15 protein-coding genes and 3 pseudogenes are annotated in these 22,180 nt (G+C 74.1%); 5 read left to right on the forward strand and 13 right to left on the reverse strand.

The annotated features are described in order from the left end of the window. Together ABZ646_RS15700 and ABZ646_RS15705 are read left to right on the forward strand one after the other, a co-directional pair. Nucleotides 1–546 (forward strand): annotated as a pseudogene (locus ABZ646_RS15700) (amino acid permease); the annotation flags it as partial. A gap of 75 nt (nt 547–621) precedes the next feature. Further along, complete coding sequence (locus ABZ646_RS15705; RefSeq protein WP_360518387.1) at nt 622–1,830, forward strand: 4-hydroxybenzoate 3-monooxygenase; 1,209 nt, start codon at nt 622–624, stop codon at nt 1,828–1,830. On the opposite strand, the gene ABZ646_RS15710 is transcribed toward ABZ646_RS15705, so the two are convergent. Further along, nucleotides 1,824–2,201, reverse strand: coding sequence for a metalloregulator ArsR/SmtB family transcription factor (locus ABZ646_RS15710; protein ID WP_360518390.1), 378 nt, complete (start codon nt 2,199–2,201; stop codon nt 1,824–1,826). The two genes, ABZ646_RS15705 and ABZ646_RS15710, sit on opposite strands and share 7 nt — an antisense overlap. A gap of 63 nt (nt 2,202–2,264) precedes the next feature. Between ABZ646_RS15710 and ABZ646_RS15715 the strand changes: the two genes are divergently transcribed. Beyond that, nucleotides 2,265–3,425, forward strand: a complete 1,161-nt coding sequence (locus ABZ646_RS15715) for a cation diffusion facilitator family transporter (RefSeq protein ID WP_360518393.1) — start codon at nt 2,265–2,267, stop codon at nt 3,423–3,425. A 63-nt stretch (nt 3,426–3,488) separates the two neighbouring features. Here ABZ646_RS15715 and ABZ646_RS15720 read toward each other — a convergent pair whose 3' ends face one another. The 5 genes and pseudogenes from ABZ646_RS15720 to ABZ646_RS15740 all read right to left on the reverse strand — a co-directional run bounded on the left by ABZ646_RS15720 (nt 3,489) and on the right by ABZ646_RS15740 (nt 6,891). Further along, nucleotides 3,489–4,280 carry an MFS transporter gene (locus ABZ646_RS15720; RefSeq protein ID WP_360518396.1) on the reverse strand — a complete coding sequence of 264 codons (792 nt, stop codon included), beginning with the start codon at nt 4,278–4,280 and terminating at the stop codon, nt 3,489–3,491. Further along, nucleotides 4,258–4,463: pseudogene (locus tag ABZ646_RS15725) on the reverse strand (hypothetical protein); the annotation flags it as partial. The pseudogene ABZ646_RS15725 and the gene ABZ646_RS15720, both read right to left, overlap by 23 nt. Nucleotides 4,464–4,495: 32 nt before the next feature. Then, entirely contained in the window at nt 4,496–5,068 is a 573-nt protein-coding gene (locus ABZ646_RS15730) for an XRE family transcriptional regulator (protein ID WP_360518399.1), read from the reverse strand. A gap of 126 nt (nt 5,069–5,194) precedes the next feature. Continuing rightward, on the reverse strand, nt 5,195–6,043 hold the full coding sequence (locus tag ABZ646_RS15735; RefSeq protein WP_360518402.1) for a DUF1206 domain-containing protein: 849 nt from the start codon (nt 6,041–6,043) through the stop codon (nt 5,195–5,197). A gap of 83 nt (nt 6,044–6,126) precedes the next feature. Next, a complete protein-coding gene (locus tag ABZ646_RS15740) occupies nt 6,127–6,891 on the reverse strand; it encodes an acyltransferase (protein ID WP_360518405.1) in 765 nt (254 codons plus the stop codon). A gap of 110 nt (nt 6,892–7,001) precedes the next feature. Between ABZ646_RS15740 and ABZ646_RS15745 the strand changes: the two genes are divergently transcribed. Further along, on the forward strand, nt 7,002–7,529 hold the full coding sequence (locus tag ABZ646_RS15745) for a gamma carbonic anhydrase family protein (RefSeq protein WP_360518408.1): 528 nt from the start codon (nt 7,002–7,004) through the stop codon (nt 7,527–7,529). A gap of 42 nt (nt 7,530–7,571) precedes the next feature. On the opposite strand, the gene ABZ646_RS15750 is transcribed toward ABZ646_RS15745, so the two are convergent. Next, complete coding sequence (locus tag ABZ646_RS15750) at nt 7,572–8,216, reverse strand: DedA family protein (RefSeq protein WP_360518411.1); 645 nt, start codon at nt 8,214–8,216, stop codon at nt 7,572–7,574. 202 nt (nt 8,217–8,418) lie between these two features. Between ABZ646_RS15750 and ABZ646_RS15755 the strand changes: the two genes are divergently transcribed. Next, entirely contained in the window at nt 8,419–9,423 is a 1,005-nt protein-coding gene (locus ABZ646_RS15755; protein WP_360518414.1) for a lysylphosphatidylglycerol synthase transmembrane domain-containing protein, read from the forward strand. Nucleotides 9,424–9,430: 7 nt separating this feature from the next. Here ABZ646_RS15755 and ABZ646_RS15760 read toward each other — a convergent pair whose 3' ends face one another. The 6 genes and pseudogenes from ABZ646_RS15760 to ABZ646_RS15785 form a co-directional block, all read right to left on the reverse strand. Continuing rightward, nucleotides 9,431–10,486, reverse strand: coding sequence for a class I SAM-dependent methyltransferase (locus ABZ646_RS15760; RefSeq protein WP_360518417.1), 1,056 nt, complete (start codon nt 10,484–10,486; stop codon nt 9,431–9,433). Then, nucleotides 10,483–11,649 carry a glycosyltransferase gene (locus ABZ646_RS15765; RefSeq protein ID WP_360518420.1) on the reverse strand — a complete coding sequence of 389 codons (1,167 nt, stop codon included), beginning with the start codon at nt 11,647–11,649 and terminating at the stop codon, nt 10,483–10,485. Before ABZ646_RS15765 ends, ABZ646_RS15760 begins: the two co-directional genes overlap by 4 nt. Next, on the reverse strand, nt 11,646–12,461 hold the full coding sequence (locus tag ABZ646_RS15770; protein ID WP_360518423.1) for an alpha/beta fold hydrolase: 816 nt from the start codon (nt 12,459–12,461) through the stop codon (nt 11,646–11,648). Before ABZ646_RS15770 ends, ABZ646_RS15765 begins: the two co-directional genes overlap by 4 nt. A gap of 3 nt (nt 12,462–12,464) precedes the next feature. Then, the gene (locus ABZ646_RS15775; protein ID WP_360518426.1) at nt 12,465–12,782 is read right to left on the reverse strand and encodes an acyl carrier protein; all 318 of its coding nucleotides are present in this window, start codon (nt 12,780–12,782) and stop codon (nt 12,465–12,467) included. Then, nucleotides 12,779–17,620 (reverse strand): beta-ketoacyl synthase N-terminal-like domain-containing protein, encoded by a 4,842-nt coding sequence (locus ABZ646_RS15780; RefSeq protein ID WP_360518429.1) that lies wholly within the window; start codon nt 17,618–17,620, stop codon nt 12,779–12,781. Before ABZ646_RS15780 ends, ABZ646_RS15775 begins: the two co-directional genes overlap by 4 nt. Before the next feature lies 1 nt (nt 17,621). Then, a pseudogene (locus ABZ646_RS15785) lies at nt 17,622–22,088 on the reverse strand (SDR family NAD(P)-dependent oxidoreductase); the annotation flags it as partial. Nucleotides 22,089–22,180 lie beyond the last annotated feature (92 nt).

Here is a 22,180-nt window from a genome sequence, read left to right on the forward strand (position 1 = left end):
GTGATCTGCTTCCTGCCGTTCCCCAGCTGGCAGCAGCTGGTCGGCTTCATCACCTCCGCGAGCGTGCTGATGTACGCCGGTGCGCCGCTGGCGTACGGCGTGTTCACCGACAAGCTGCCGCACCTGGAGCGTCCGTACCGGCTCCCCTTCGGAAAGGCGATCTCCCCGCTGTCGTTCGTGGTCGCCAACCTGATCATCTACTGGTCCGGCTGGGGCACCCTGTGGCGGCTCGGCATCGCGATCGTCCTCGGCTACCTGCTGCTCGGCGGCTACGCGCTCTACGCCATCAACAAGAACCTGCCGGACGCGCCCAGGCTGGACTTCAAGGCAGCCCAGTGGCTGCCCGTCTACCTGGTCGGCATGGGCCTGATCTCCTGGCAGGGCGGATTCGGCGGCCAGGGGCACATCGCCCTGTGGTGGGACATCCTGGTCATCGCCGCCTTCTCGGTCGTCATCTACTACTGGGCCAAGGCGACCGCCTCCACGACGGAGGACATCGAGCGCAGCATCGACGAGGTCGTGGTCACCGACGCCCCGGTGCACTGACCCGCCACGCCCCTCCACGTCCCGTCAGCCACGGTGGCACTGCCGTGGCTGACGGGACCCCGTCATAATGCGGGGGTGAATCCCAACTCCCCGTCAGAGGAACGCCGTACGGTCGTCGTCGTGGGCGCAGGACCCGCCGGGCTGACCGTCGGGAACATCCTGCGGGCCGCCGCCGTCGACTGTGTGGTCCTGGAGACCGAGAGCAGGCAGTTCATCGAGACCCGACCGAGGGCCGGGGTCATCGAGGAACGGGTGGTGCGCGGCCTGCGGGACCACGGTCTGGCCGACGCCCTGTCGGCCCGCGCGCAGGTCCACGACACGTGCGAGTTCCGCTTCGCCGACGAGCGCTTCCGTTTCGACTACGCCGAACTGACCGGCCATCACCACTACGTCTACCCGCAGCCGTTGCTGGTGACCGACCTGGTGCGGGAGTACGCCGACGTGCGCGGCGGGGACATCAGGTTCGGGGTGCGGGACGTCCGGCTGCACGACCTGGAGACGGACAGGCCCACCGTCTCGTACAGCGACCCGGCGACCGGGCAACGGCACCTTCTTCGCTGCGAGTTCGTCGCCGGCTGCGACGGCGCGCGCGGGGTGACCCGGGACGCGATACCCGACGGGCGGGTGCGGATCTCACGCCGGGACTACGGCGTCGGGTGGCTGGCGCTGCTCGCCGAGGCACCGCCGTCCTCCGACTGCGTGCTGTTCGGCGTCCATCCGAACGGTTTCGCCGGGCACATGGCCCGCAGTCCCGAGGTGACCCGCTACTACCTCCAGTGCCCGCCGGGCGACGATCCGGAGAACTGGTCCCACGACCGGGTCTGGCACGAACTGCGCCAACGGCTCGGCGCGGCCGGGGCGCCGCCGCTCAACGAGGGGCGGCTGCTCGAGAAGCGCGTCCTGGACATGCACGACTACGTGGTGGAACCCCTGGTCTTCGGCCGCCTCCTGCTGGCGGGTGACGCCGGGCACCTGACCGCGCCGATCGCGGCCAAGGGCATGAACCTCGCCCTGCACGACGCCTTCCTGCTGGCCGACGCGCTCGTCGCCCAGGTCACCAAGGACGACGACACCGGCCTGCTCGGCTACTCGCACGCCAGTCTGCGCCGGGTCTGGGACTACCAGGAGTTCTCCGGGTTCCTGTCCGGCATCTACCACGGCACCGCCTCCGGCGATCCCTTCCTGGCCGGTACCACGCTGGCCCGGCTGCGGAGGCTGTTCACCTCACGCGCGGCGGCGACGTCCTTCGCCGAGCAGTACCTCGGTTCGGCCGCGGCCTACTGAGCCCCTCCCGGGCGCTCCTCGGCGGCGGTCTCGGTGAGCCGGTGGTCCGCCACCTTCAGCGCCTCCTCGACCAGCCGGCGCAGATGGCCGTGGCGCAGTGAGTACACCACCCGCCGCCCCTCCTTGCGCGTACCCACGAGACCGGCGAGCCGCAGCCGGGCCAGATGCTGGCTGACGGCGGGCCGGGCGGCGCCGCACACCTCGGTGAGCGTGGTGACGTCCGCCTCCCCCGTCGTCAGGGCGTGCAGCAGGGTGAGCCTGGTGCGGTCACCGAGCAGGGCGAGGAGTTCGGCGGCGAGCGTGAACTGCTCCTCGCCGGGGCTGCGCGGATGCGCATGATGCGCAGGTGATAGGTGCATGCGTGCGCTCATACGCACATAATGGCGTCGAGGGCACCGTCTGTCCACGCCCCGCGCACCGGAGAGGGGAGCCGCATGAGCGACCGGCACGAACACGAGCACGCGCACGCGCACACGCACGCATCCGCGGACCACCGGCACCACCACGACCACACTCCTCCTCCAGCCGACCGGCACGTCCATCACCACGCCGACGCCCACGCCCATGGCCTTGAGCCGGGACATGGTCACTCCCACCCCTCCCCCGGTGGCCTGCGGCACCGTCTCGCGCACCTGCTCACCCCCCACTCCCACGAGACGGCCGACAAGCTCGACCCGGCGCTGGAGTCCTCGGCGCGGGGCATGCGGGCGCTCTGGGTGTCGCTGGCCGTGCTCGGCGCGACGGCGCTCGTCCAGGCGGCCGTGGTGGCCGCGTCCGGCTCCGTCGCCCTGCTCGGGGACACCGTGCACAACGCGGCGGACGCGCTGACCGCCGTACCGCTGGGGATCGCCTTCGTGCTCGGGCGGCGGGCGGCGAACCGCCGTTTCACCTACGGCTACGGGCGGGCGGAGGATCTCGCGGGCCTCGCGATCGTGCTGACGATCACCGCGTCGGCCGCCTTCGCCGCCTGGACGGCGGTCGAACGGCTGCTGGATCCGCGCCCCGTCGCCCATCTGCCGGCCGTCGCGGTGGCCGCGTTGGCCGGCTTCGCCGGGAACGAATGGGTGGCCCGGTACCGGATCCGGGTGGGCCGGGACATCGGCTCGGCCGCGCTGGTCGCCGACGGGCTGCACGCGCGTACCGACGGTTTCACCTCGCTGGCCGTGCTGCTGGGCGCCGCCGGTTCGGCGCTCGGCTGGCAACTCGCGGACCCGCTCGTCGGGCTGGCGATCACCGCCGCGATCGTGCTGGTGCTGCGGGACGCGGCGCGCGAGGTGTTCCGGCGGGTCATGGACGCCGTGGACCCGGAGCTGGTGGACCGGGCCGAGCGGGCGCTGCGCGAGGTGCCGGGGGTGCGTGCGGTGGGTGAGCTGCGGCTGCGGTGGATCGGGCACCGGCTGCGCGCCGAGGTCGCGGTGGTGGTCGACGGCGAGGCGACCGTACGGCAGGCGCACGCGATCGCCGTCGAGGCCGAGCATGCGCTGCTGCACGCCGTACCGAGGCTGACGGCGGCCCTGGTGCACGCGGATCCGGCACCGGGTCATGGCGAGGCGGACCCGCACCTGCCACTGGCGCACCACGCCGTGTCGCCCTAGGCCTGTCTCTCGACCTGCCTCTGCCGGCCTGTTCCTCCTCGGCCCCTTCTCCCCCGGCGCCTTCTACCTCGGCCGCCCTTGCGAGGCCTGCTCCTCCCGAGCCCGTGTCGGCAGGGTCGGCACGCACAGCCGGGCGAGGCCTGCGGCGGCCAGGTAGGCGAGTGCGCCCACCGCCATGCTGGTCCGCAGGCCGGTGCCGTAGTCGGCGGCCGTGGCGAGCAGGCTGCCGCCGAGCGCGACGCCGGTGGCGCTGCCGATCTGACGGGTGGTGTTGAACAGGGCGGAGGCGGCGCCCGAGTACGCCTCGGGCGCCGCACCCATCACCGTGGCGGTCGCCCCGGTGAGGGCGAAGGAGGTCCCGAACCCCGCGGCCATCATGGGGGCCACCAGCAGCGGGTAGGCGGGGTCCGGTCCCGCCGCGGCCCAGCCGGCCAGTCCCAGGGCGGCAAGGAGCATGCCGGAGACCACCAGTGGACGATCGCCGGTGCGGCGGGCCAGCCGCCCGGACAGGACGGAGGCGAACATGGTCATCGCCACCGCCGGGAACAGCGCGAGACCGGTACCGAGGGCGCTGAAGCCGCGCTGGTGCTGGAACTCCAGGCTGGCGGTGAACACCATGCCGTAGAAGCCGAAGTTGAACAGCAGGCCGATCACGGCGCCACCGCCCAGCGCGCGGGAGCGCAGCAGGCTCGGTGGCAGGGCGGGCGAACGGGCCAGCCGCTCGCGCACCGCGAAGCCCGCGGCGGCCAGCGCGGCCAGGGCCGCCCCGGCGAGGACGGCGGGATCGGACCAGCCGCGCCGTCCGGCCTCGTTGAGGGCCGCGGTCAGCAGTGGCCGACTGCTCCAGCGGTTCACGCCCGTAGTGCTCGTCGAAGACGGCGGTCTCCGCCCACCGCGGGACCGGTGTCGACGTAGACGATCCGCTCCGCGGGAACGGACCCGGACCAGTGGCGTACGGCGTCGGCGACCGGGGAGATCAGCTCGTCGAGGCAGTCGGGAGCGGGGGGCGGTGTCGAGGTCTCCGACGGGTGCGCGCATGTCCGCACGCTGACAGTCCGCCGCCGGCGGGCTCAGGGCACCGGCGGCACGGACACCGTCATGACCATCTCCATCGGGACGTCCCCGGTGTTGCCGTACACATGGGCCGCGTTCGCCTCGAAGGAGGCGCTCGCGCCGGTCGGCACCCGGTAGTCGACCCCGTCCACGGTGAGGGTCAGCTCCCCGGCGGTGACATGGACGATCTCCACGGTGCCGCTGGGGTGGGGTTCGGACAGGCTGCTCTCGCCCGGCATCAGATGCCAGTCCCACATCTCCAGCGGGCCGGGCGCCTCGGTCCCGGCGAGCAGGCGGTTGAAGCTGCCGGCCTCGGTGTGCCACAGCCGTACCGCCTTCTCCGGGGGGACGATCTGGACCTTCGGGCCCTGCTCGTAGTCGAGCAGGGTGGTGATGCTGACGCCGAGCGCGTCGCCGATCTTGACGACCGTGCCGATGCTCGGGTTGGTGCGGGCCTGCTCGATCTGGATCAGCATGCCGCGGCTGACCCCGGCCCGGGCCGCGAGCACGTCCAGGGTGAACCCGCGTACCGCACGCCAGTGTTTGACGTTACGGGCCAGGGACTGGGTCAGCAGGTCGAGATCCGACACGTTCCGTCCATCGTCGAGGGCATCGCGGTCCACTATTTTCGAGTAAGGGGTTCGCTCAAATGTACTACGGCGGGATGTACCTGACCGTTCACCGAACTGTACTGCGAAGCGGTGCCGTTCTCGGCATCAGATCTTGCGCCAGCGCGCGTTGCACCAGGAGAAGACGCCGAAGGCCGCCAGGCCGAGCGCGATCGCCGCGAGCAGCCAGGGACCGGCCGGCAGATCGCGGAACGTGCGCAGGGTGTCGTCCATGCCCTTGGCCTCGCCGGGCCGGTGCCTGACGGCCGCGACGACCGCGAACACCCCGGCGACCGCGAAGACGATCCCGCGTGCCGTACCGCCGGTCACGCCGAAGGCATCGGTGAACCGCCTGGCCCGCGAGGACATGGCGGCGGTCCGCAGGTTCTTCCGGAACTTCAGCCGGGCGGCCCGCACGGCCGTCCACAGCCCGGCGGCCACCACCCCGGCCCCGGCGACGCCCACGAGCCACTGGCCGCCCGGCCAGCCCAGCACCGTGGCGGTGACGTCGTGCGTCTGCCGGTCCGAGGACCCGCTGCCGCTGCCCCGGTCCCCGGCCGCGTACGACAGCACCGAGTAGCAGGCGAAGACGTAGAAGACGCACCGGCCTGCCGCGGCCGCGCGCTTGGACGGCTCGGCGCCCTTGGGTCCCGTTGCGCCGAACACCGCCTCCGACAGGCGCCACAGTGCCATGCCCGCGAGCGCCACTCCCAGGACCACCAGCAGCGCCGCCCCGAAGGGCCGGCCGGCCAGTTCCTCCAGAGCACCGCCGCGATCGGCCTGCCGGCCACCGCCCCCGCCCTGCCCGAACGCGATCCGCAGGGCGATCACGCCCACCAGTACGTAGATCAGCCCGCGGCCGGCGAACCCGGCCCGTGCCGCCACGGCCAGCGCGTGACTGTGCGCCGCCCGGGCGGCCTCGCCGCGCCCCCGCAGTGTCCATGCCTGTGCATCCATACCTCGCCGATGCCCCGGTCCCCCGGTCCGACACCTCACCGGACGCCGACAGCCCCCGCGGCACGCGCCGGCCGCGGCCGGACTCAGCCCTCGGTCTCCAGTTCGGCGAGCCGCGCCACGTCCTCCTCGTCCAGCTCCGCCAGGGCGCGGAGCTGCTCCGGGGTCATGCCCGCGGGGATCGGCACCGGCGCGGGGGTGCGCAGCGGGGGCTGCCAGCCGGATTCGGGGGTCCAGTGGCGTACGACCCGGGCCGGGGCGCCCGCGACCACGGCGTGGTCGGGCACCGTGCCCCGGACCACCGCGCCGGCGGCCACCACCACGTTCCGGCCGATGCGCGCGCCGGGCAGGATCACCGCGCCGGTGCCGATCCAGCAGCCCGGGCCGATCTCCACCGGCTCCATGCGCGGCCACTGCTTGCCGATGGGCTCGTGCGGGTCGTCGTAGGAGTGGTTGGTGGAGGTGACGTACACGTACGGGCCGAAGTAGCAGTCGCTGCCGATGGTGACCGTCGTGTCCGCGATGACGTGGCTGCCGCGGCCGAGGACCACTCCGTCGCCGATGCGCAGGATCGGGTCGGGGCCGAGGTCCAGGTCGGGCATCAGGCCCGCGGTGAGAGTGACCTGTTCGCCGACGATGCAGTGCGAGCCCAGGTGGATCCAGGGTTCGCCGAAGACCGTGCCGAGCGGGAAGGCGAGGCGGGTGGCTTCGCCGAGGGCGCCGAAACGGAAGCGGCCGGGGTGGTCCGCGGTGACGGATCCCGTGCGCTGCACCCAGGCCCAGGCCGCGTGCACTGCGCGTTGGGCGAGGCGGCGGCGCCAGGACGAGAACGTGTTCTTGGGCTTCGGCACGGGGTCACGGTACTCAGCGCGGCGCGCCGGCAAGAGGGCGGGCTGCTGTGATCTTCGCCCCAGGCGGTGGCGTAGGTTGCGCGGGGGACCGACGACGACGGGAGACCGTGATGACGCACAAGGCACTGATCGTGGGGATCGGCGGGCGCGAGCCGGAGATCGAGGACGAGGTGTTCGTGGCGCCGACGGCTTCGGTGATCGGGGACGTGACGCTGAGGGCCGGGGCGAGTGTCTGGTACGGGGCGGTGATCCGCGGGGACGTCGAGAAGATCACCGTGGGGGCGCAGGCGAACGTGCAGGACAACGCCACGCTGCACGCGGACCCGGGGTTTCCGGTGCGCGTCGGGGAGCGGGTGTCCATCGGGCACAACGCGGTGGTGCACGGGGCGACCGTGGAGGACGACTGCCTCGTCGGAATGGGGGCGACCGTGCTGAACGGGGCCGTGATCGGGGCGGGGTCGCTGGTGGCCGCGCAGGCGTTGGTACCGCAGGGGATGGTGGTGCCGCCGGGGTCACTGGTGGCGGGGGTGCCGGCGAAGGTGCGGCGGGAGTTGAGTGCGGAGGAACGGGAGGGGGTGACCCTGAACGGCACTTTCTACGCGGAGTTGGCTGAGGCGCATCGCGGGGTGCATGCGTAGGTCATGTGGCGGTGCGGGTGCGCGGGGGTTTCTCGCGCGGGTTCACTCACCCGCGCTGACCGGTTCGGCTTCCTTCTGCGGGACCTGGGCCTTCTTTGCCTTGCGGCGGACGATCAGCATCGATGCCACGCCCACCAGTACCGCCGCCGCCAGGCCCACGTACGAGAAGCGCTTCAGCCAGTCCTCGGCGACGATGCCGACGTAGTAGACGACCGCCGTCGTGCCGCCCGCCCAGCAGATGCCGCCGAGCAGGTTGGCGATCAGAAACTTCCAGTACGGCATGTGCAGAACGCCCGCGAGGGGGCCCGCGAAGATGCGCAGGAGGGCGATGAAGCGGCCGAAGAAGACCGCCCACATGCCCCATTTCTCGAAGGACCGCTCGGCGGTGGCGACGTGGCCCTCGCTGAAGTGTCCGGGGAACTTCCGGCCGAGCCAGGCGAGGAGGGGGCGGCCGCCCTTGCGCCCGATCGCGTAGCCGATGGAGTCGCCGATCACGGCGCCCGCGGTGGCGCACGCGCCGAGGACGATCGGGTTGATGTCCGAGTGCTGTGAGGACAGCAGCGCGGCGGAGACCAGGACGATCTCGCCCGGCAGCGGAATGCCCAGGCTCTCCAGGCCGATCACGAGCGCCACCACGGCGTAGACGGCGACCGCCGGTACCGAGTCGAGCCATTCCTGGACGTGCACCGCCGGTTCCTCCCCTGTCGCGTGCGCCTTCCCCGGGAAGGCTACCGGTTCGGCCGGGCAGGGCTGCGCCCGCGGCACCCGCCCGCCCTCCGGCCTTCGGTTTTCGGACATCCGGGTGTCATACGGGACGGGAAGGCTCCGGCGCGGTACCACTCTCCCGTGGCTCCCCACCCCGGGCCCGCTGTGGAAGGACAACGTCCCCGTGTCCGCACTGTCGCCACTGCCCTCCGCCCTGCCCGCGTCCGGCTCCGACGCGCCTCCCGTACGGTCCCCGTCGGCCCTTTCGGCGGCCGGCCGGCTGCTGCGGCTCACCCTGTGCCTGTCGCCCCTGCTGATCGCCGTGATCTGGGGCCTGACCAACCGGTCGCTGCTGTACGAGGGGGCCACCCGGCTCGCCCACGCCGAGCCGGGGTGGCTGCTGGCCGGGGGCGGTCTCACCTGCCTGACCTTGGTGGTGGCCGCCTGCATCCGGCAGGGCGCCCTGCCCGACCGGCTGCCGCCCGGGCTGCTGCTGGCCTCGCAGTTCGCCGCCGGGGCCGCCAACCACGCGCTGCCCGCCGGGCTCGGCGCGCACGCCGTGACCGTGCGCTTCCTGCGTACCCGGGGCGTCCCGCTGGAGCGGGCCACGGCCTCGATCGCGCTGTACTCGGTGGCCAAGTCCGGCGCCAAGACCGTGGTGCTGGTGATGTTCCTGCTGTCGTCGTCGGCCTGGCGGCGGCTGGGCGAGCTGGTGCCCGACGGCATGGTGCTGGTCCCGGTCGTCGTCGTGGTGACGCTGGCGGGCGTGGCGGCGGCCGTCGTACGACCGCTGCGGCGGCCGGTCACCGGTCTGGTGCGGTGTGCCCTGTCCGACGCCCGGGTGGTGCACGCCCGGCCGTCCCGGGCGCTGGCCCTGTGGGGCGGGGCGGCCGCGCTGCCGCTGGTGCAGGCGAGCGTGCTGGCCTGCACCGGGGAGGCGCTCGGGCTCGGCCTGTCGTGGCGCGACGTGATCCTGGCGTACCTGGCGGCGGGCACCGCGGGCGGGGCGGTACCGGTGCCCGGCGGGGTCGCGGTGGACGCGGCGCTGGTGTTCACGCTGGCCGCGTTCGGTGCACCGCCGGCGGTGGCCACCGCGACCGTGATCGGCTACCGGGTGCTGACCGACTGGTTGCCGCTGCTCCCGGGCGCCCTGGTGCTGTCGGCGATGATCCGCGCGAAGGTGCTGTGAGCCGCCCTCAGTCGCGGCGGGCGACGATGCGGTAGGCGTTGGAGACGCGCAGGCGGTGCGAGAGGGGCCGGACCGCGAAGCGGTCCAGGAGGGTGCCGGTGATCAGGGCGGGGATGCCGGCGATGAGCAGGGCGGCGCGCAGTGTCCTGCGCAGGGCGCCGGGCGCCGCCGGCAGCCAGGGGGCGTCCTCCGGCGGGGCGGTGCGGTCGAGGGCAAGCCAGACGGCGGCCAGCAGGTCGACGGGGTCGTGGGCCTCGGCGTGCTGCTCGGCGACGACGGTGAAGCCCAGGCCGGTGAGGCGTTCGCGGAGGTTGGCGACGGGGATGAAGTGCAGGTGCTGCGGCTGGAGCCAGGGCAGCCACCAGCGGCCGAGCAGCCGGGCGTAGCGGCTCTCGGGGTCCGGGACCTCGATGAGCAGGTGGCCGCCGGGGCGTACCGTCTCGTGGGCGGCGCGCAGTTCACGGTCGGGGTCGGTGCTGTGCTCCAGGTAGTGGAACATGCTCACGACGTCGTAGCGGGCGGCGAGTTCGGGGGCGAGGTCGGGGAACGCGCCCCGGTAGGCGTGCTCCACGCGGCCCTCGCGGGCGGCGAGGTGGACGCCGTCGGTGAAGTCGAGGCCGTCGAAGGCCGTGCCGGGCAGCACTTCGCGGGCGGCCTCGCAGAAGTGGCCGTGCCCGGTGCCGACGTCGAGCCAGTTCTTGGGGGTCGGATCGTGCGGGACCATGGACTCGGCGCGGCCCCGGTACATCCTGGTGCGGCCGCCGAAGGTGCCGCTCATCTTCTGTTCGCCGAGGCCGTCGTAGAAGTCGCGGTAGTAGAACTCCAGGCCGGTCTCGTTGAGGCGGGGGTTCTGGAAGGTGTGCCGGCAGTCCCGGCACTGGTCGAGGACGAACCGGCCGGGTTTGTGCTGGAGCAGGTCGGTGGTGCGCAGGCGGGTGGTGAGCCGGCCGGACCCGCACCAGGGGCAGGTGGTGCGCCGGGGTTCGAAGAAGCGGTCGACGCCGTCGGCCAGGTCCCGCCGGTAGCCGGGGCGCAGCGCCTCGATCTCGCTCGGCTTGCTCATCGGGTCTCCTCAACTGCGAGTGCTTCGAGGTGGGTTGCGGCGACCGGCGCCCCGCCCGCCGCACGGAACGCGGTGCGGATCCGGGCCGCCGCCGTGCGGTGGGCGGGTTCGTGCAGGACGGTGTCGAGGGCCGCGCCCAGCTTCGGGGCGGTGACCCGGCCGAACCGCACCCGGATGCCCGCGCCCGCGTCGACGACCTGTCCGGCGATCACGGGCTGGTCGTCGCGGATGGGGGCGACGACCAGCGGGACGCCGTGCCACAGCGCCTCGCAGACGGTGTTGTGGCCGGCGTGGCAGACGACCGCGTCGACCCGCTCCAGAAGCGGGAGTTGGGGCAGGGCGGGCAGGATCAGGAGGTCCTTGTCGTCGGTCGCCGGGGGCAGGGTGCCGCCCGGGTCCGCGATCAGTCCCTGGACCCGGTCGGCCCGTTCGCGCAGGGCACTGACGCACTCGGCGAGGAACCGCCCGCCGACGTCCGCGTTCGCGGTGCCGAGGGAGACGAGGACCCGGTCCCGGCTCGGGTCCAGCCACTCCCACGGGAAGCCCTCGGCCGCCGGCCGGGCGGAGATCGACGGTCCGACGTGGCGGACCGCGGGCCGGCCGGTGGGGCCCGCGAGTTCGGGGGTGGTGAAGGCCAGGGTCAGGTGCGGCGAGAACCGCGGATCGGTCGTGCCGCCCGGGTCGCCGATGCGCTCCCGCAGTTCGGCGAGCCGGTCTCCGAGCCATGCGGCGACCTTGGGGACACCGTCGTAGGCACCCCCGAACTCGGCGGAGGTGGTGGCGGAGGTCGCCCAGGGCAGCCCGAGCCGCTCGGCCACCAGGGCGCCCGCGAAGGCCTGCTGGTCCGCGACCACGACGGCGGGGCGGAACTCCTCGACGGCCGCGCGTACGCCGGGTGCCATCGCGTCCGCGAGCGGTACCAGGAACCACTCCCACAGGAATCTCAGCGCCTCCGCGCCCCGCAGGTCGGCCGGCCGCTCGCCCGTGGCGGCACCCGCGCACGGGAACACGGTGGCGTCCGGTCCCGCCAGCCTGCGGACCAGGTCGGCGTCCGGGCAGACCCAGGCCACCCGGTGGCCACGGGCGACGAGCTCGGCCGCGACCCCGACGGCCGGGTTGATGTGCCCGACCAGGGGCGGTACGACGAACAGGAAGCCGCTCACCGGACCCCGGCCGCCCGCGTCCGGCTGACCGAGTGGATCAGCTCCAGGATGTGTCCGCCGACCGTGCCGGACGCCTCGACCAGCACCGAGTGCTCGTGCCCGGGCAGCACCACCGAACGGTAGTCCGCCAGCAGGTTCTTCTTCAGCGGGACCACCTCCACCAGGTCCGAGTCACCGCCGTACACCCCGAGGACCGGGCAGCGTACGGCACTGATCTGGTCCTCGGTCAGGACCCGGCTGGCCGGGATGTCCCGGCCGAGGCTGGTCTCCCGGGCGAGCCGGGCCGCGCCCCTGGCCAGCCGGGCGGTGTTGTGGCCGCGGTTGGCGGTGATCCAGGCGATGGCGTCCGGCTCGTTGTGGGCGAGTTCGGTGACCACCCGGCGCAGGATGCCGCCGAGTTTCTCCGCCCAGGCGGCGGTGGCGGGTTCGGACTCGATCAGGGTGAGGCTGGCGGCGCGTCCGGGGTGGCGGGCCGCCCAGCCGAAGGCGATGGTGCCGCCGTAGGAGTTGCCGACGAGGTGGACCGGGCCGGTGATCGACAGGCGGTCGAGCAGGGCCTCGAGGTCGTCGATGTTGTGGTCCAGGGTGTAGCCGCCGGCGGGACGCTCGCTGCGGCCGTGACCGCGCAGGTCGTACATGACCACGTCCAGGCCGGAGGCGGCGAAGGCCGGGGCCACCGTGAAGTAGTAGCTGGCCAGGCTGTCGGTGAGCAGCCCGTGGACGAGGACCACGGTGGCGAGGGGCGTACGGCCCTCCGCGGGGCCCATTCTCTGTACGTGCAGCCGGACGTCTCCGGTGTCGACCATCGCCATGGCTCAGCCCGCCTCCGTGGCCTTCAGGCTCCACACCACGTACTCCACGAGCCGCCCCACGGTCAGCTCGATGATCTCGTCGAACTCCATCCCGGCCAGGAACTCGGCGAAGTTGACCCGCTTCCCGTACCGCTCCTCCAGGAGACCGGCGAGGGTGACCAGGTCGATGGACTCCAGCTCCAGGTCGCGGTTGAAGGTGGTGCTCATGCCGATCTCGGCGTCGTCGTCGCCGTACTCCTCCAGGAGGGTGCGGAGCATCCGCGTCAGGTCGGCGAGGACGGTCTCCTCGTCGGCGCGGACTTCGGGCTCGGTGGGGTTCATCGCGGGTCCTCCTCGATGTCTGCGGCTGCCGGTCCGGTCGTCCAGGCCACGACGTAGTCGCGGTCCGGCAGTGCGGGGGGATTGCGGACCGGCGCGCAGCGCACCGGGTAGGCGCGTTCCAGCCGGCCCGAGACCAGCAGCCGGCTGCCGTCCGGGGCGGCCTCCAGCACGGTGAAGTCTCTCGGCCGGCCGCCGAATCCGGTGCCCTCGGCCTTCGCGACGGCCTCCTTGGCGGCCCAGAAGCGGGTGAACCAGAGGGTCGTGTCCGGGCCGAGACCGTGCAGCAGCCGCAGTTCGTCCGCGCCGAGGGCGGCCTCCATGGCGGCCGGATCACGCCGGGTGACTTCTTCGATGTCGATGCCCGGGCCGGGTCCGGGCGTGTGCGGCCGCACGATCGCCACGGCCGCCTCCGCCCGGTGGGCGAGGGAGACGTCCAGCGCGGGCAGCGTCCGGCCGTGCACACCGACCACGTAGGGCCGTCCCAACTCGTCGCTTTCCACCTGCAGTTCGGCCGGATAGACGGGTCCCTCGCCGTGCTGCCACAGCCACTGCCGCACCGCGTCCTTGGCGGCGATCCGGCCGAGCAGCCACTGCCTGCGACCGCGCGGGGCGTGCTCGGCGTACTGCGAACGCTCCGCCCCCGCGAGCGAGTTGCGCATGATCAGCTCACGGGAGGCCAGGTCCGGCCAGCGTTCGTGGACCAGCGCCCAGCCGCCGGGGCGGGCCTCGGAGAGGGTGTTGCGCTCGGGGAAGCGCTCGACGGGGCGGGTCTGCGGGTCGTTGTCGAAGCGCCGGTCCTGCCAGCCGCCGATCCGCGCCCACACCCGTTCGCCGACGGTGAGCTCCACGTCCGCCTCCAGGACGGTGTCGGTGAGCGAGGTGATCCGCACCAGACAGCCGACCTCGGTGCCGGGGGCGGGATGCGGGCCGTGGAAGCGCATCTCCCGCATCTGCACCGGGAAGACGACGGTCCGCTCGGTACGGGTGGCCATGATCCAGTAGCCGAGGATCTGGCCGACGTTGTCGAGCAGGGCGCCCGGGGCGGCGGGGGTGGTGATCACCCCGCGCACGTGCCGGTCACCGATCGCGGTGAGCTCACAGACGCCCTGGTAGGCGGGGCCGTGGAACATCCAGCGCTCGGAGTAGAGCTGGGCGGCGGTGTGGCCGGGGGTGCGTTCGGAAGCCGGGGGGCGCGTGCGCGCGGCGGGTGGCGCCGGGTGGGCGGGGGCGACTTCGACGACCGCGCGGGCGGTGGGGCCGAAGGTGACCGAGACCCGTCCCGGGTCCTCCGGGGTGACGGTGACGGGGACGTCGACGGGAGGTGTGGCGGTGAGCCAGCGGTCGAAACGGGCTCCGTGCACGGCGACCGCCCGCAGGCCGGTGGCCGCCTCCGCCGCGTCCATCATGTGCCGCACGATCGTGGTCGCCGGGACGACCGGCCACCGGTCCTCCACCACCGGCCAGCCGGGCCGCTGCGGGAAGAAGCAGTGGTCGAGGAGATGAGGCATCGCCTCGGGGGACACCCGGAGGGTGGTGGTGCGGGAGGCCGGGGTGGGGGCGTGCGGGACGTGGCCTGCGGCCGGGGTGGGAGCGGGGGCGGAGGTGGTACGGGGCACGGGGGCGGGCGTGGGCCCGGGGCGGCCTTCGGCGGGTGCGGGGGTGGTACGGGATGGCGGGGTGGATGTGGCCGGAGTGCTCGGTCCGGTGGGAGCGGAAGACGTACGGGACGCCGGGGCGAGTGCGGCCGGAGTCGAGGGCGGTGTGTGGAGCGCCGTGAGTACGGCGACAGCCGAGTCGGCGGTGTCCCGCAGGAGTGCGCTCAGTTCGGCGGCGGCCGGGATCCGGGCAGCGAGGTCGTCCAGCGGGGAGGAATCCGTGGCCACCGGGTAGGCGGCGCCCGGTACCGACGCGACCCCGCCCGCCTCGGGTCGCGTGAGCGTGCGCAGTTCGGTCCTCAGCGCGGCGAGGGTCGGGGCCTCCAGCGACACCAGGGCGCCGTCCAGGTCCAGGCGTACCGGGGGGCGGCGGTGGACGGGCGTCGTCGCGGCGCGTGTCGCCGGGGTGGCCGGAGTGAGCGCCACGCTGTCCTCGCCCCGGGCCGCGGCTGCCACCGGCGCGCCCGCCGTCCACAACGCGGTCGCCACCCTGCGGAGCTGGGCCATCCCCGGGCGGTGCGGGGAGTTGGCGGCGACGGCGAGATGGTCGCGGTCGCCGAGGATGTCACCGATCAGCGAGGCGAGCCGGCCTGGCCCGGCCTGGACGAACGTGCGGTGCCCGGCGGCGTACATGGCCTCGATCAGCTGCCGGAAGCGGACGGGTTCCAGCAGGTGCCGGACGAACAGCTCGCGTACCTCCGTCTCGCCCTCCGGGAAGGGCGCCGCGACGGTGCCGGACCAGACCGGGACGGCCGGCCGGTGCAGCCGGAAGCGCTCGGCAGCCTCCTTGATCGGGCTCAGGTACGGCTCCAGCATCGGCGTGTGGAATCCGGAACGGAACGGCAGCACCTGGCACAGCACGCCGTCGGCCCGGAAGGCGCGGACGAAGTCGGCCACGGCCCGGTCCGGACCGCACACCATGGACTGGCCCGGCGCGTTGTCGTGGGAGAGGACGATCCCGGCGTCCGCCCAGTCGAGGCGGAGGGCGGCGACGACCCGGTCGGCGGGGGCGCCGATCGCGGCGAACGCGAGCCCTGGGACGGTGACCGCGTCGGGATCGAACTCGGCCATGAAGGCGTCCACCTGGGCTCCCGAGTAGAGTCCCGCGACCACCATCGCCGTCCACTCCCCGACGCTGTGCCCGGCGACCGCGTCCGGCACCACGCCCATCCGGCGCAGCGCCGCGTCGAGGAGCCGCCCCACGCCGACGACACCGAACCCATGACGGCCCACGTCGCCGACCCGCATGTCCCCGGTAGCGGGTGCGGTGACGGTGGGGAGGCCGAAATGCGTGGCGATGTCGTCGACGCGGGGAGTGAACTCGCCTTCCAGGCCGGGGAAGACGAAGGCCAGCTTGCCGGTGCCCAGAAGCGGGGCGGGCCGGAACCACACGTCGTTGCGGCCCTGCCAGGCGCGGCCCCTGCCGACCGCGCGACGGGCCAGGGCGAGCCGCTTGGCGGTGGGGTCCACGATGCCCAGGCGCACCGGTCCGGCCTGCGGGTGCGTCCCTTCCGGGGCGAGTCCGGCGGCCAGGACGGCGGAGTCGTCGGCGGCGAGGGCGGCGGTGAGCCGCTCGGGGGTGTCGGCGGCGAGGAGGAGGATCCGCTCGGGCTCGGTGACCTGGGCGGCGGCACCCCTGCCGGATGTTCCCAGCGGGACGGCGGCCGGGACGGAATGTCTGCCCGGCGCCTCTTCGAGCACCACGTGCGCGTTGATCCCGCCGAAGCCGAAGGCGTTCACCCCGGCCCGGCGCACCGGTTGGCCGGGGGCGGTCTCCCAGGGCCGGGCCCGGTCCAGGGTGCGGAACCGGGTGGCGGCGAGGGCCGGGTGCGGATCGTCGCAGTGCAGGGTGGGCAGCAGGGTCGCGTGGTGCAGTGCGAGGGCGGCCTTCACCAGTCCCGCCACTCCGGCGGCCGGCATGGTGTGGCCGATCATCGACTTCACGGAGCCGAGCACCGCGCGTTCCTCGGCGGGCCCGAACACCTCGGCGAGGGTGGCGAGTTCGGCGGAGTCGCCCGCCGGGGTCGCGGTGCCGTGCGCCTCGAGCAACCCGACCGAGTGGGGTGCCGCGGGGTCGAGTCCGGCGGCCCGCCAGGCCTGCCGTACGGCGTGCGTCTGACCGCCGGGGTCGGGGTTGACGAGTCCCGCGGTACGGCCGTCGCTGGCCACGCCGGTGCCGCGGATCACGGCGTAGACGCGGTCGCCGTCTCTTTCGGCGTCGGCGAGGCGCTTGAGTACGACCACCCCGGTGCCCTCGCCGATCAGGATGCCGTCGGCCTCCCGGTGGAAGGGGCGGATGCGCTCGCTCGGGGAGAGGGCGCGAAGCTGGGAGAAGACGCTCCACAGAGTGATGTCGTGGCAGTGGTGCACTCCCCCGGCCAGCATCACGTCGCAGCGCCCGGCGGTGAGTTCGGTGACCGCCTGGTCGACGGCGACCAGCGAGGAGGCGCAGGCCGCGTCCACGGTGTAGGCGGGGCCGCGCAGGTCGAGGCGGTTGGCGATCCGGGAGGCGGCGAGATTGGGCACCAGGCCGATCGCGGACTCGGGACTGGCGGGGCCGAGGCGCTCGGTGAACGCCTCCCGCACGCGGGCCAGTTGGCCGGGGGTGAGGCCGGGCACCAACTCGCCCAGCGTGCGCACGAGCTGGCCGGCCGTGCGGACCCGCTGATCGAGCCGGACCAGGCCGGGGGTGAGGTAACCGCCCCGGCCCAGCACCACGCCGATCCGGTGCCGCTCGGGCAGCCGGTCCTCGCCGCCCGCGTCGGCGAGGGCGGCGGCCGCCACGTCGAGCGCGATCAGCTGGTCGGGTTCGGTACCGGCGACGGAGTTCGGCATGATCCCGTACCGGGTGACCTCCACCTCGGCCAGCCCGTCCACGAATCCGCCGCGTCGGCAGTACACCTGGTCGGGGACGGCGGGGCCGGTGGCCGAACCGGGCCGGTAGTAGTCCGCGTCCCAGCGCCCGTCCGGCACCTCGCCGATGGCGTCCACGCCGTCGCGCAGGTTCCGCCAGTACGCGTCGAGATCCGCGGCACCGGGCAGCAGCACCGCCATCCCGACGATCGCAACCGGCACCTGCCGCCCGCCGCCCGCGCCGGCCGAAACGCGTCCGCCGTCACCCGCGGGGGCCGGTCCGGGTCCCCGCTCGCCCGCGCCGGTCGAAGGCCGGCTGTCGTCGGTCATCTCACCAGCCCGACGCGGTGTAGACGACGGCGCGCGTGGTCTCCGCGCCCCAGGCGAGCTCCCGCAGCAGCGCGGCCGTGCCCTCGGCGGGGTCGATCAGTCGCACCCCGCGCCGCGCGTACTCGCGCCCCAGTTCCGGACTGACCATGCCGGTGTGGCCGCCGGTGGGTGCCCAGGGACCCCAGTGCACGGTCAGCGCCCGGTTGCCGGTGCGCCGCGCCCAGTCCGCGCCGAGGCTCTCCAACGTGTCGTTGGCGGCCGCGTAGTCGGCCTGGCCCCGGTTGCCGAGGACGGCGGAGACGCTGCCGAACAGCACCGCGAAGGCAGGGCCGCCGGGGAGTTCCTCCAGTGCGGCGAGCAGGGTCGCGGCGCCGGTCGTCTTGGTGCCGTAGACCCGCTGGAAGGACTCGGGGGTCTTCTCGGCGATCAGCCGGTCCTCGATCACTCCGGCCGCGAAGACGACTCCGTCCAGACGGCCGTGGTCGGCGTGGATCTCCTTGACCGCCTGGAGCGCGGCGTCCCGGTCACGGAAGTCGACGGCGTGGTAGCGGGCCTCGCTGCCGAGCGCGGCGAGTTCGTCGAGGGTGGCGGTGATCTCCCGCTGGGCGAGGAGGAGTTCGGCCTCGCGATTGACCTCGGCGGGCTTCAGGCCGCCCCTGGCGGCGAGGGCCGCGCGGAGTTCGGCGGGGGTGCGGGCGGCGGCGGTGTCCGGGGCTTCGGGACCGGCGGCCGCGGGGGTCCGGCCGAGCAGTTCGAGGCGGCAGCGGCAGGCGGTGGCGAGGGTGGCCGCGAACTTGGCGGTGATGCCCCGGGCCCCGCCGACCAGCAGCACCACGGAGTCCCGGTCCAGGCCCAGCGCGCCGGCCTCGGCGGCCCCCTCCCCCGCCGGTCCGGCACCGGTGCTGCCGAGCGCGCCCAGCGGCGCCTCCACCAGTTCCAGGCCCTGCCGGCCGGTGGCCGTGCGCAGCACGACGGGGGCCGGGTCGGGAGCGAGCAGTTCGGTGAGCAGTGCGTCGGCGACGGCTGCCGGTTCCGTGTTCTCCAGGGTCACGACCCGGGCGACGGTGTCGGGGTACTCCCGGGCGATCGTACGGAACAGCCCGTGCAGGCCCGCCGAGCGTGCCGCGTCGTCGCCGTCGGCGGGCCGGGCGGCCAGCAGCCAGCGCGGGCCGCGGGCCAGGGCCGCCCGCAGGACGGGGAAGGCGTCCGGCAGCACCGGCGTGTCGCCGGTGCCGGGCAGCGCGCCCAGGTACAGCACGCCGTCCACGGCCCCGTCCGCCTCCCCGAGCAGGTGGTCCGGTGCGACGGTCACGGTCTCGGCACCGTACGCGGAGAGCCGTTCGGCCAGCGGCGCGCCGTCCCCGAGGACGAAGAACCGCTTCCCGGACAGTACGGCGGCCGGGTCGGTCACCGTTTCCGGCGGCGCGAGGGGCACGGGCCGCAACTCGAACCGTCCGGGCGCCACCGCGGCGGGGGTCTCTTCGTGCGCCGGGGTCGCGCCGACGGGCTCCTTGGGCGCGGCGGCACCGGCGGTCGCCGTCGCGCCCGCACCTTGGACGCGCGCCGCGAGCCAGCCGGTCACGGCGGCCGCCGTGCGTGCCTTGGCCAGTTCCTCCAGCTCGCTGTCGTCCAGGGTCCGGGTCCCGCCCGCGATCCCCAGCCGTTTCGCCAGCTCGCCCGCGATCTCGGCCCGTTTGATCGAGTCGATGCTGAGGTCCGCCTCCAGGTCGAGGTCGGGCTCGATCATGTCGAGGGGGTAGCCGGTGCGTTCGCTGATGATCTCCAGCACCACCCGCTCGACGTCGGCGGGCTCCTCGGGTGCGGCCTCGGGTGCGGCAGCGGAGGGCACCGCCTGCGGTTCGGGTACGACCGCTTCGGCGGGCGGCAGCCACCCGGGAGCGGGAGCCGCGGGCACCTGGGCCGCCCCGAAGTAGGTGAGCAGCACGTCGCGCTGTGCGGCGATCAGCTCCCGGCTGGTGCGCAGGTACTCGGAGATCAGCGCGTCCCGGTCGGCCGGGGCGCCGTGCGGCTGGTTCGTCGTCACAGTCGTCGTCTCCACGACTCGTCGGGCCGGTGCGAGGGCACCGGGCAGCAGGTCTCCGTCGGCGGTACGCACCAGCTGGCCGTCGACCGTCCAGCCGGGCCGCTTCGGGGTCGGGGTGCGCAGCGCGTCCACGGCGTCGCGGCCGCGCAGCAGCCAGGCCGTACGGACCGGCACCCCGGCCACGGCCAGCCGGGCGAGTGCGTCGAGCCAGCCGGGCAGGCCGCTGTCCGGGCGGGGTTCGCAGGCCACCGTGGTGTGCGGCCGCTCGCCGAGGATCTGGCCGACCAGCCGGCTCAGGACCGTCCCCGGCCCCGCCTCGACGAAGACCCGGGCCCCGGCCTCGTACATCGCCTCGATCTGCGCCGCGAAGGCGACGGGAGAACCGATCTGGGCGGCGAGTTCGGCACGAACGGCGTCGGCGTGCCGTGGGTAGGGGGCCGCCGTGCGGTTGGACCACACCGGGAACTCGGGCGGTCGTACGGCCTTCTCGGCGAGGGCCCCCGCGAACCGCTCCCCGGCCCCGGCCACGACCGGGCTGTGGAAGGCACAGGCCACCGGAATCCGCTTGGCGCCGAACCCGGCGTCACGCAACAACCCCACGGCTTCGGCCACGTCCGGTGTGGGGCCGGAAATCACGGTCTGCTGAGGGGAGTTGCGGTTGGCGAGCACGACCGAGGGCGGTGCGTTCGCGGTGCGCAGGGCGCGTTCGACGTCGTCCGCCCCGGCGGACACCGCGGCCATGGTGCCCGGTTCGTCGCCCGCGGCGGCCAGGATCGCCGCCGCGCGTTCGGCGCTGAGTTCCAGGAGAGTCCCGGGGGTGAGGGCGCCGGCCGCGCCGAGGGCGACGAGTTCGCCGTAGCTGTGTCCGGCCGCCATGTCGGGGCGTACCCCGGCCGCCGTCAGCAGGGCGTGGGCGGCGAGACCGGTGATGCCGAGGGCGGGCTGGGCGGCCCGGGTGTCGGTCAGGGCGGCCCGGCGGCGCTCACGGGTGCCGTCGTCGAACGCGGTGGGCGGGTAGAGGGCGTCGGCGTGGGCGCGGCCGAGGTGCAGGTAGTGCTGGAGCTCGGGGAACGCGATCAGGACGTCGGCGAGCATGCCGGGGCGCTGGCTGCCCTGCCCGGGGAAGAGGAACGCCACCTTCCCTTCGCTGCCCTGGGACCCGCCGGCCAGGTGGGTCCCGGCGCGCGGGTCGTGCTCCCCGGCGAGGACCTCGCGCAGTTGTCCGGCGAGCCCGTTCACGTCCCTCGCGACCACCGCGGCCCGCACCGGCTCGTGCGCGGTGTCCGCACGGCGGGCGGCCGCCAGCGCCAGGTCCCGCAACCGCCAGGACCCGGACTCGGCGGCCCGCAGGATCTCCTCGACGCCCCGGTGCGCGGCCTTCTCGTCCCGGCCCCTGAACACGAACAGCTCGGCGGGCCACTCCTGCAGCCCCTGCTCGGGCGGCACGGGGCTGTCGTACGCGCCGATCACCACGTGGAAGTTGGTGCCTCCGAACCCGAACGCGCTGACTCCGGCGATGCGTTCGGCGGCCGGCGCGGCCCACGGCCGGGCCTCGGTGTGGAAGGCGAACGGGCTGGCGTCCTCCTGCCAGGCCGCGTTGGGCCGCTCCAGGTGCAGGGTGGGCGGTTTGACGCCGGTGTGCAGGGCGAGGGTGGTCTTGATCAGCCCGGCGAGTCCGGCCGCGCACTTGGTGTGCCCGATCTGCGACTTGACCGACCCCAGCGCACAGCCACCGCTGACCGCTCCGGCCTCGGCGAACACCTCGCCGAGAATGGTCAGTTCGGTGCGGTCGCCGACGACGGTCCCGGTGCCGTGCGCCTCGACGAGGCCCACCCGCGCCGGGGAGATCCCGGCGTTGCGGTACGCGCGCAGCAGGGCGGCCCGCTGTCCCTCGGGACGTGGCGCGGTCAGACCCAGCGAGCGGCCGTCGCTGGACGAGCCGAGCCCCTTGATCACACCGTAGATCCGGTCGCCGTCGCGCTCGGCGTCCGCCAGCCGCTTCAGCACGACGCACGCCACGCCCTCACCGAGGGCGATGCCGTCGGCGGAGCCGTCGAAGGCGCGGGAGCGACCGGTCGGCGACAGGGCGTGCACGGAGGAGAAGAGCACGTAGTCGTTGATGCCGTTGTGCAGGTCGGCGCCTCCGCACAGCACCACGTCGCTGGTGCCCGCGGTGAGTTCCTTGCAGGCCACGTCCACAGCGGCCAGCGAGGACGCGCAGGCCGCGTCGACGGTGTAGTTGGCGCCTCCGAGGTCGAGCCGGTTGGCGATCCGCCCGGAGATGACATTGGCGAGCATGCCGGGGAAGGAGTCCTCGGTCAGCCGGGGCAGTTGGTCCGCGAGCCCGTCGGGCACCTTGCCGTAGTAGGAGGGCAGCACGGCGCGCAGGGTTCCCGCGTTGGACAGGTCGCTGCCCGCCTCGGCGCAAGCCCGGCGGCGAGGGGACCGCCCTCATCCGCTCCGCGCAGCGCCTGCGCGGCCCCGGTGAGGCGGGCGCGCTTGTCGTGCTGGGAGTC

The sequence above is a fragment of the Streptomyces sp. NPDC007162 genome, assembly GCF_040634175.1.
GTDB lineage: Bacteria > Actinomycetota > Actinomycetes > Streptomycetales > Streptomycetaceae > Streptomyces.

Coding starts and splice junctions, on each gene's coding strand:
- ABZ646_RS15710 (WP_360518390.1), bottom strand. CDS start 2,201: ATGAGCGCACGCATGCACCTATCACCTGCGCATCATGCGCATCCGCGC.
- ABZ646_RS15715 (WP_360518393.1), top strand. CDS start 2,265: ATGAGCGACCGGCACGAACACGAGCACGCGCACGCGCACACGCACGCA.
- ABZ646_RS15735 (WP_360518402.1), bottom strand. CDS start 6,043: ATGGATGCACAGGCATGGACACTGCGGGGGCGCGGCGAGGCCGCCCGG.
- ABZ646_RS15745 (WP_360518408.1), top strand. CDS start 7,002: ATGACGCACAAGGCACTGATCGTGGGGATCGGCGGGCGCGAGCCGGAG.
- ABZ646_RS15760 (WP_360518417.1), bottom strand. CDS start 10,486: ATGAGCAAGCCGAGCGAGATCGAGGCGCTGCGCCCCGGCTACCGGCGG.
- ABZ646_RS15770 (WP_360518423.1), bottom strand. CDS start 12,461: ATGGCGATGGTCGACACCGGAGACGTCCGGCTGCACGTACAGAGAATG.
- ABZ646_RS15775 (WP_360518426.1), bottom strand. CDS start 12,782: ATGAACCCCACCGAGCCCGAAGTCCGCGCCGACGAGGAGACCGTCCTC.
- ABZ646_RS15780 (WP_360518429.1), bottom strand. CDS start 17,620: ATGACCGACGACAGCCGGCCTTCGACCGGCGCGGGCGAGCGGGGACCC.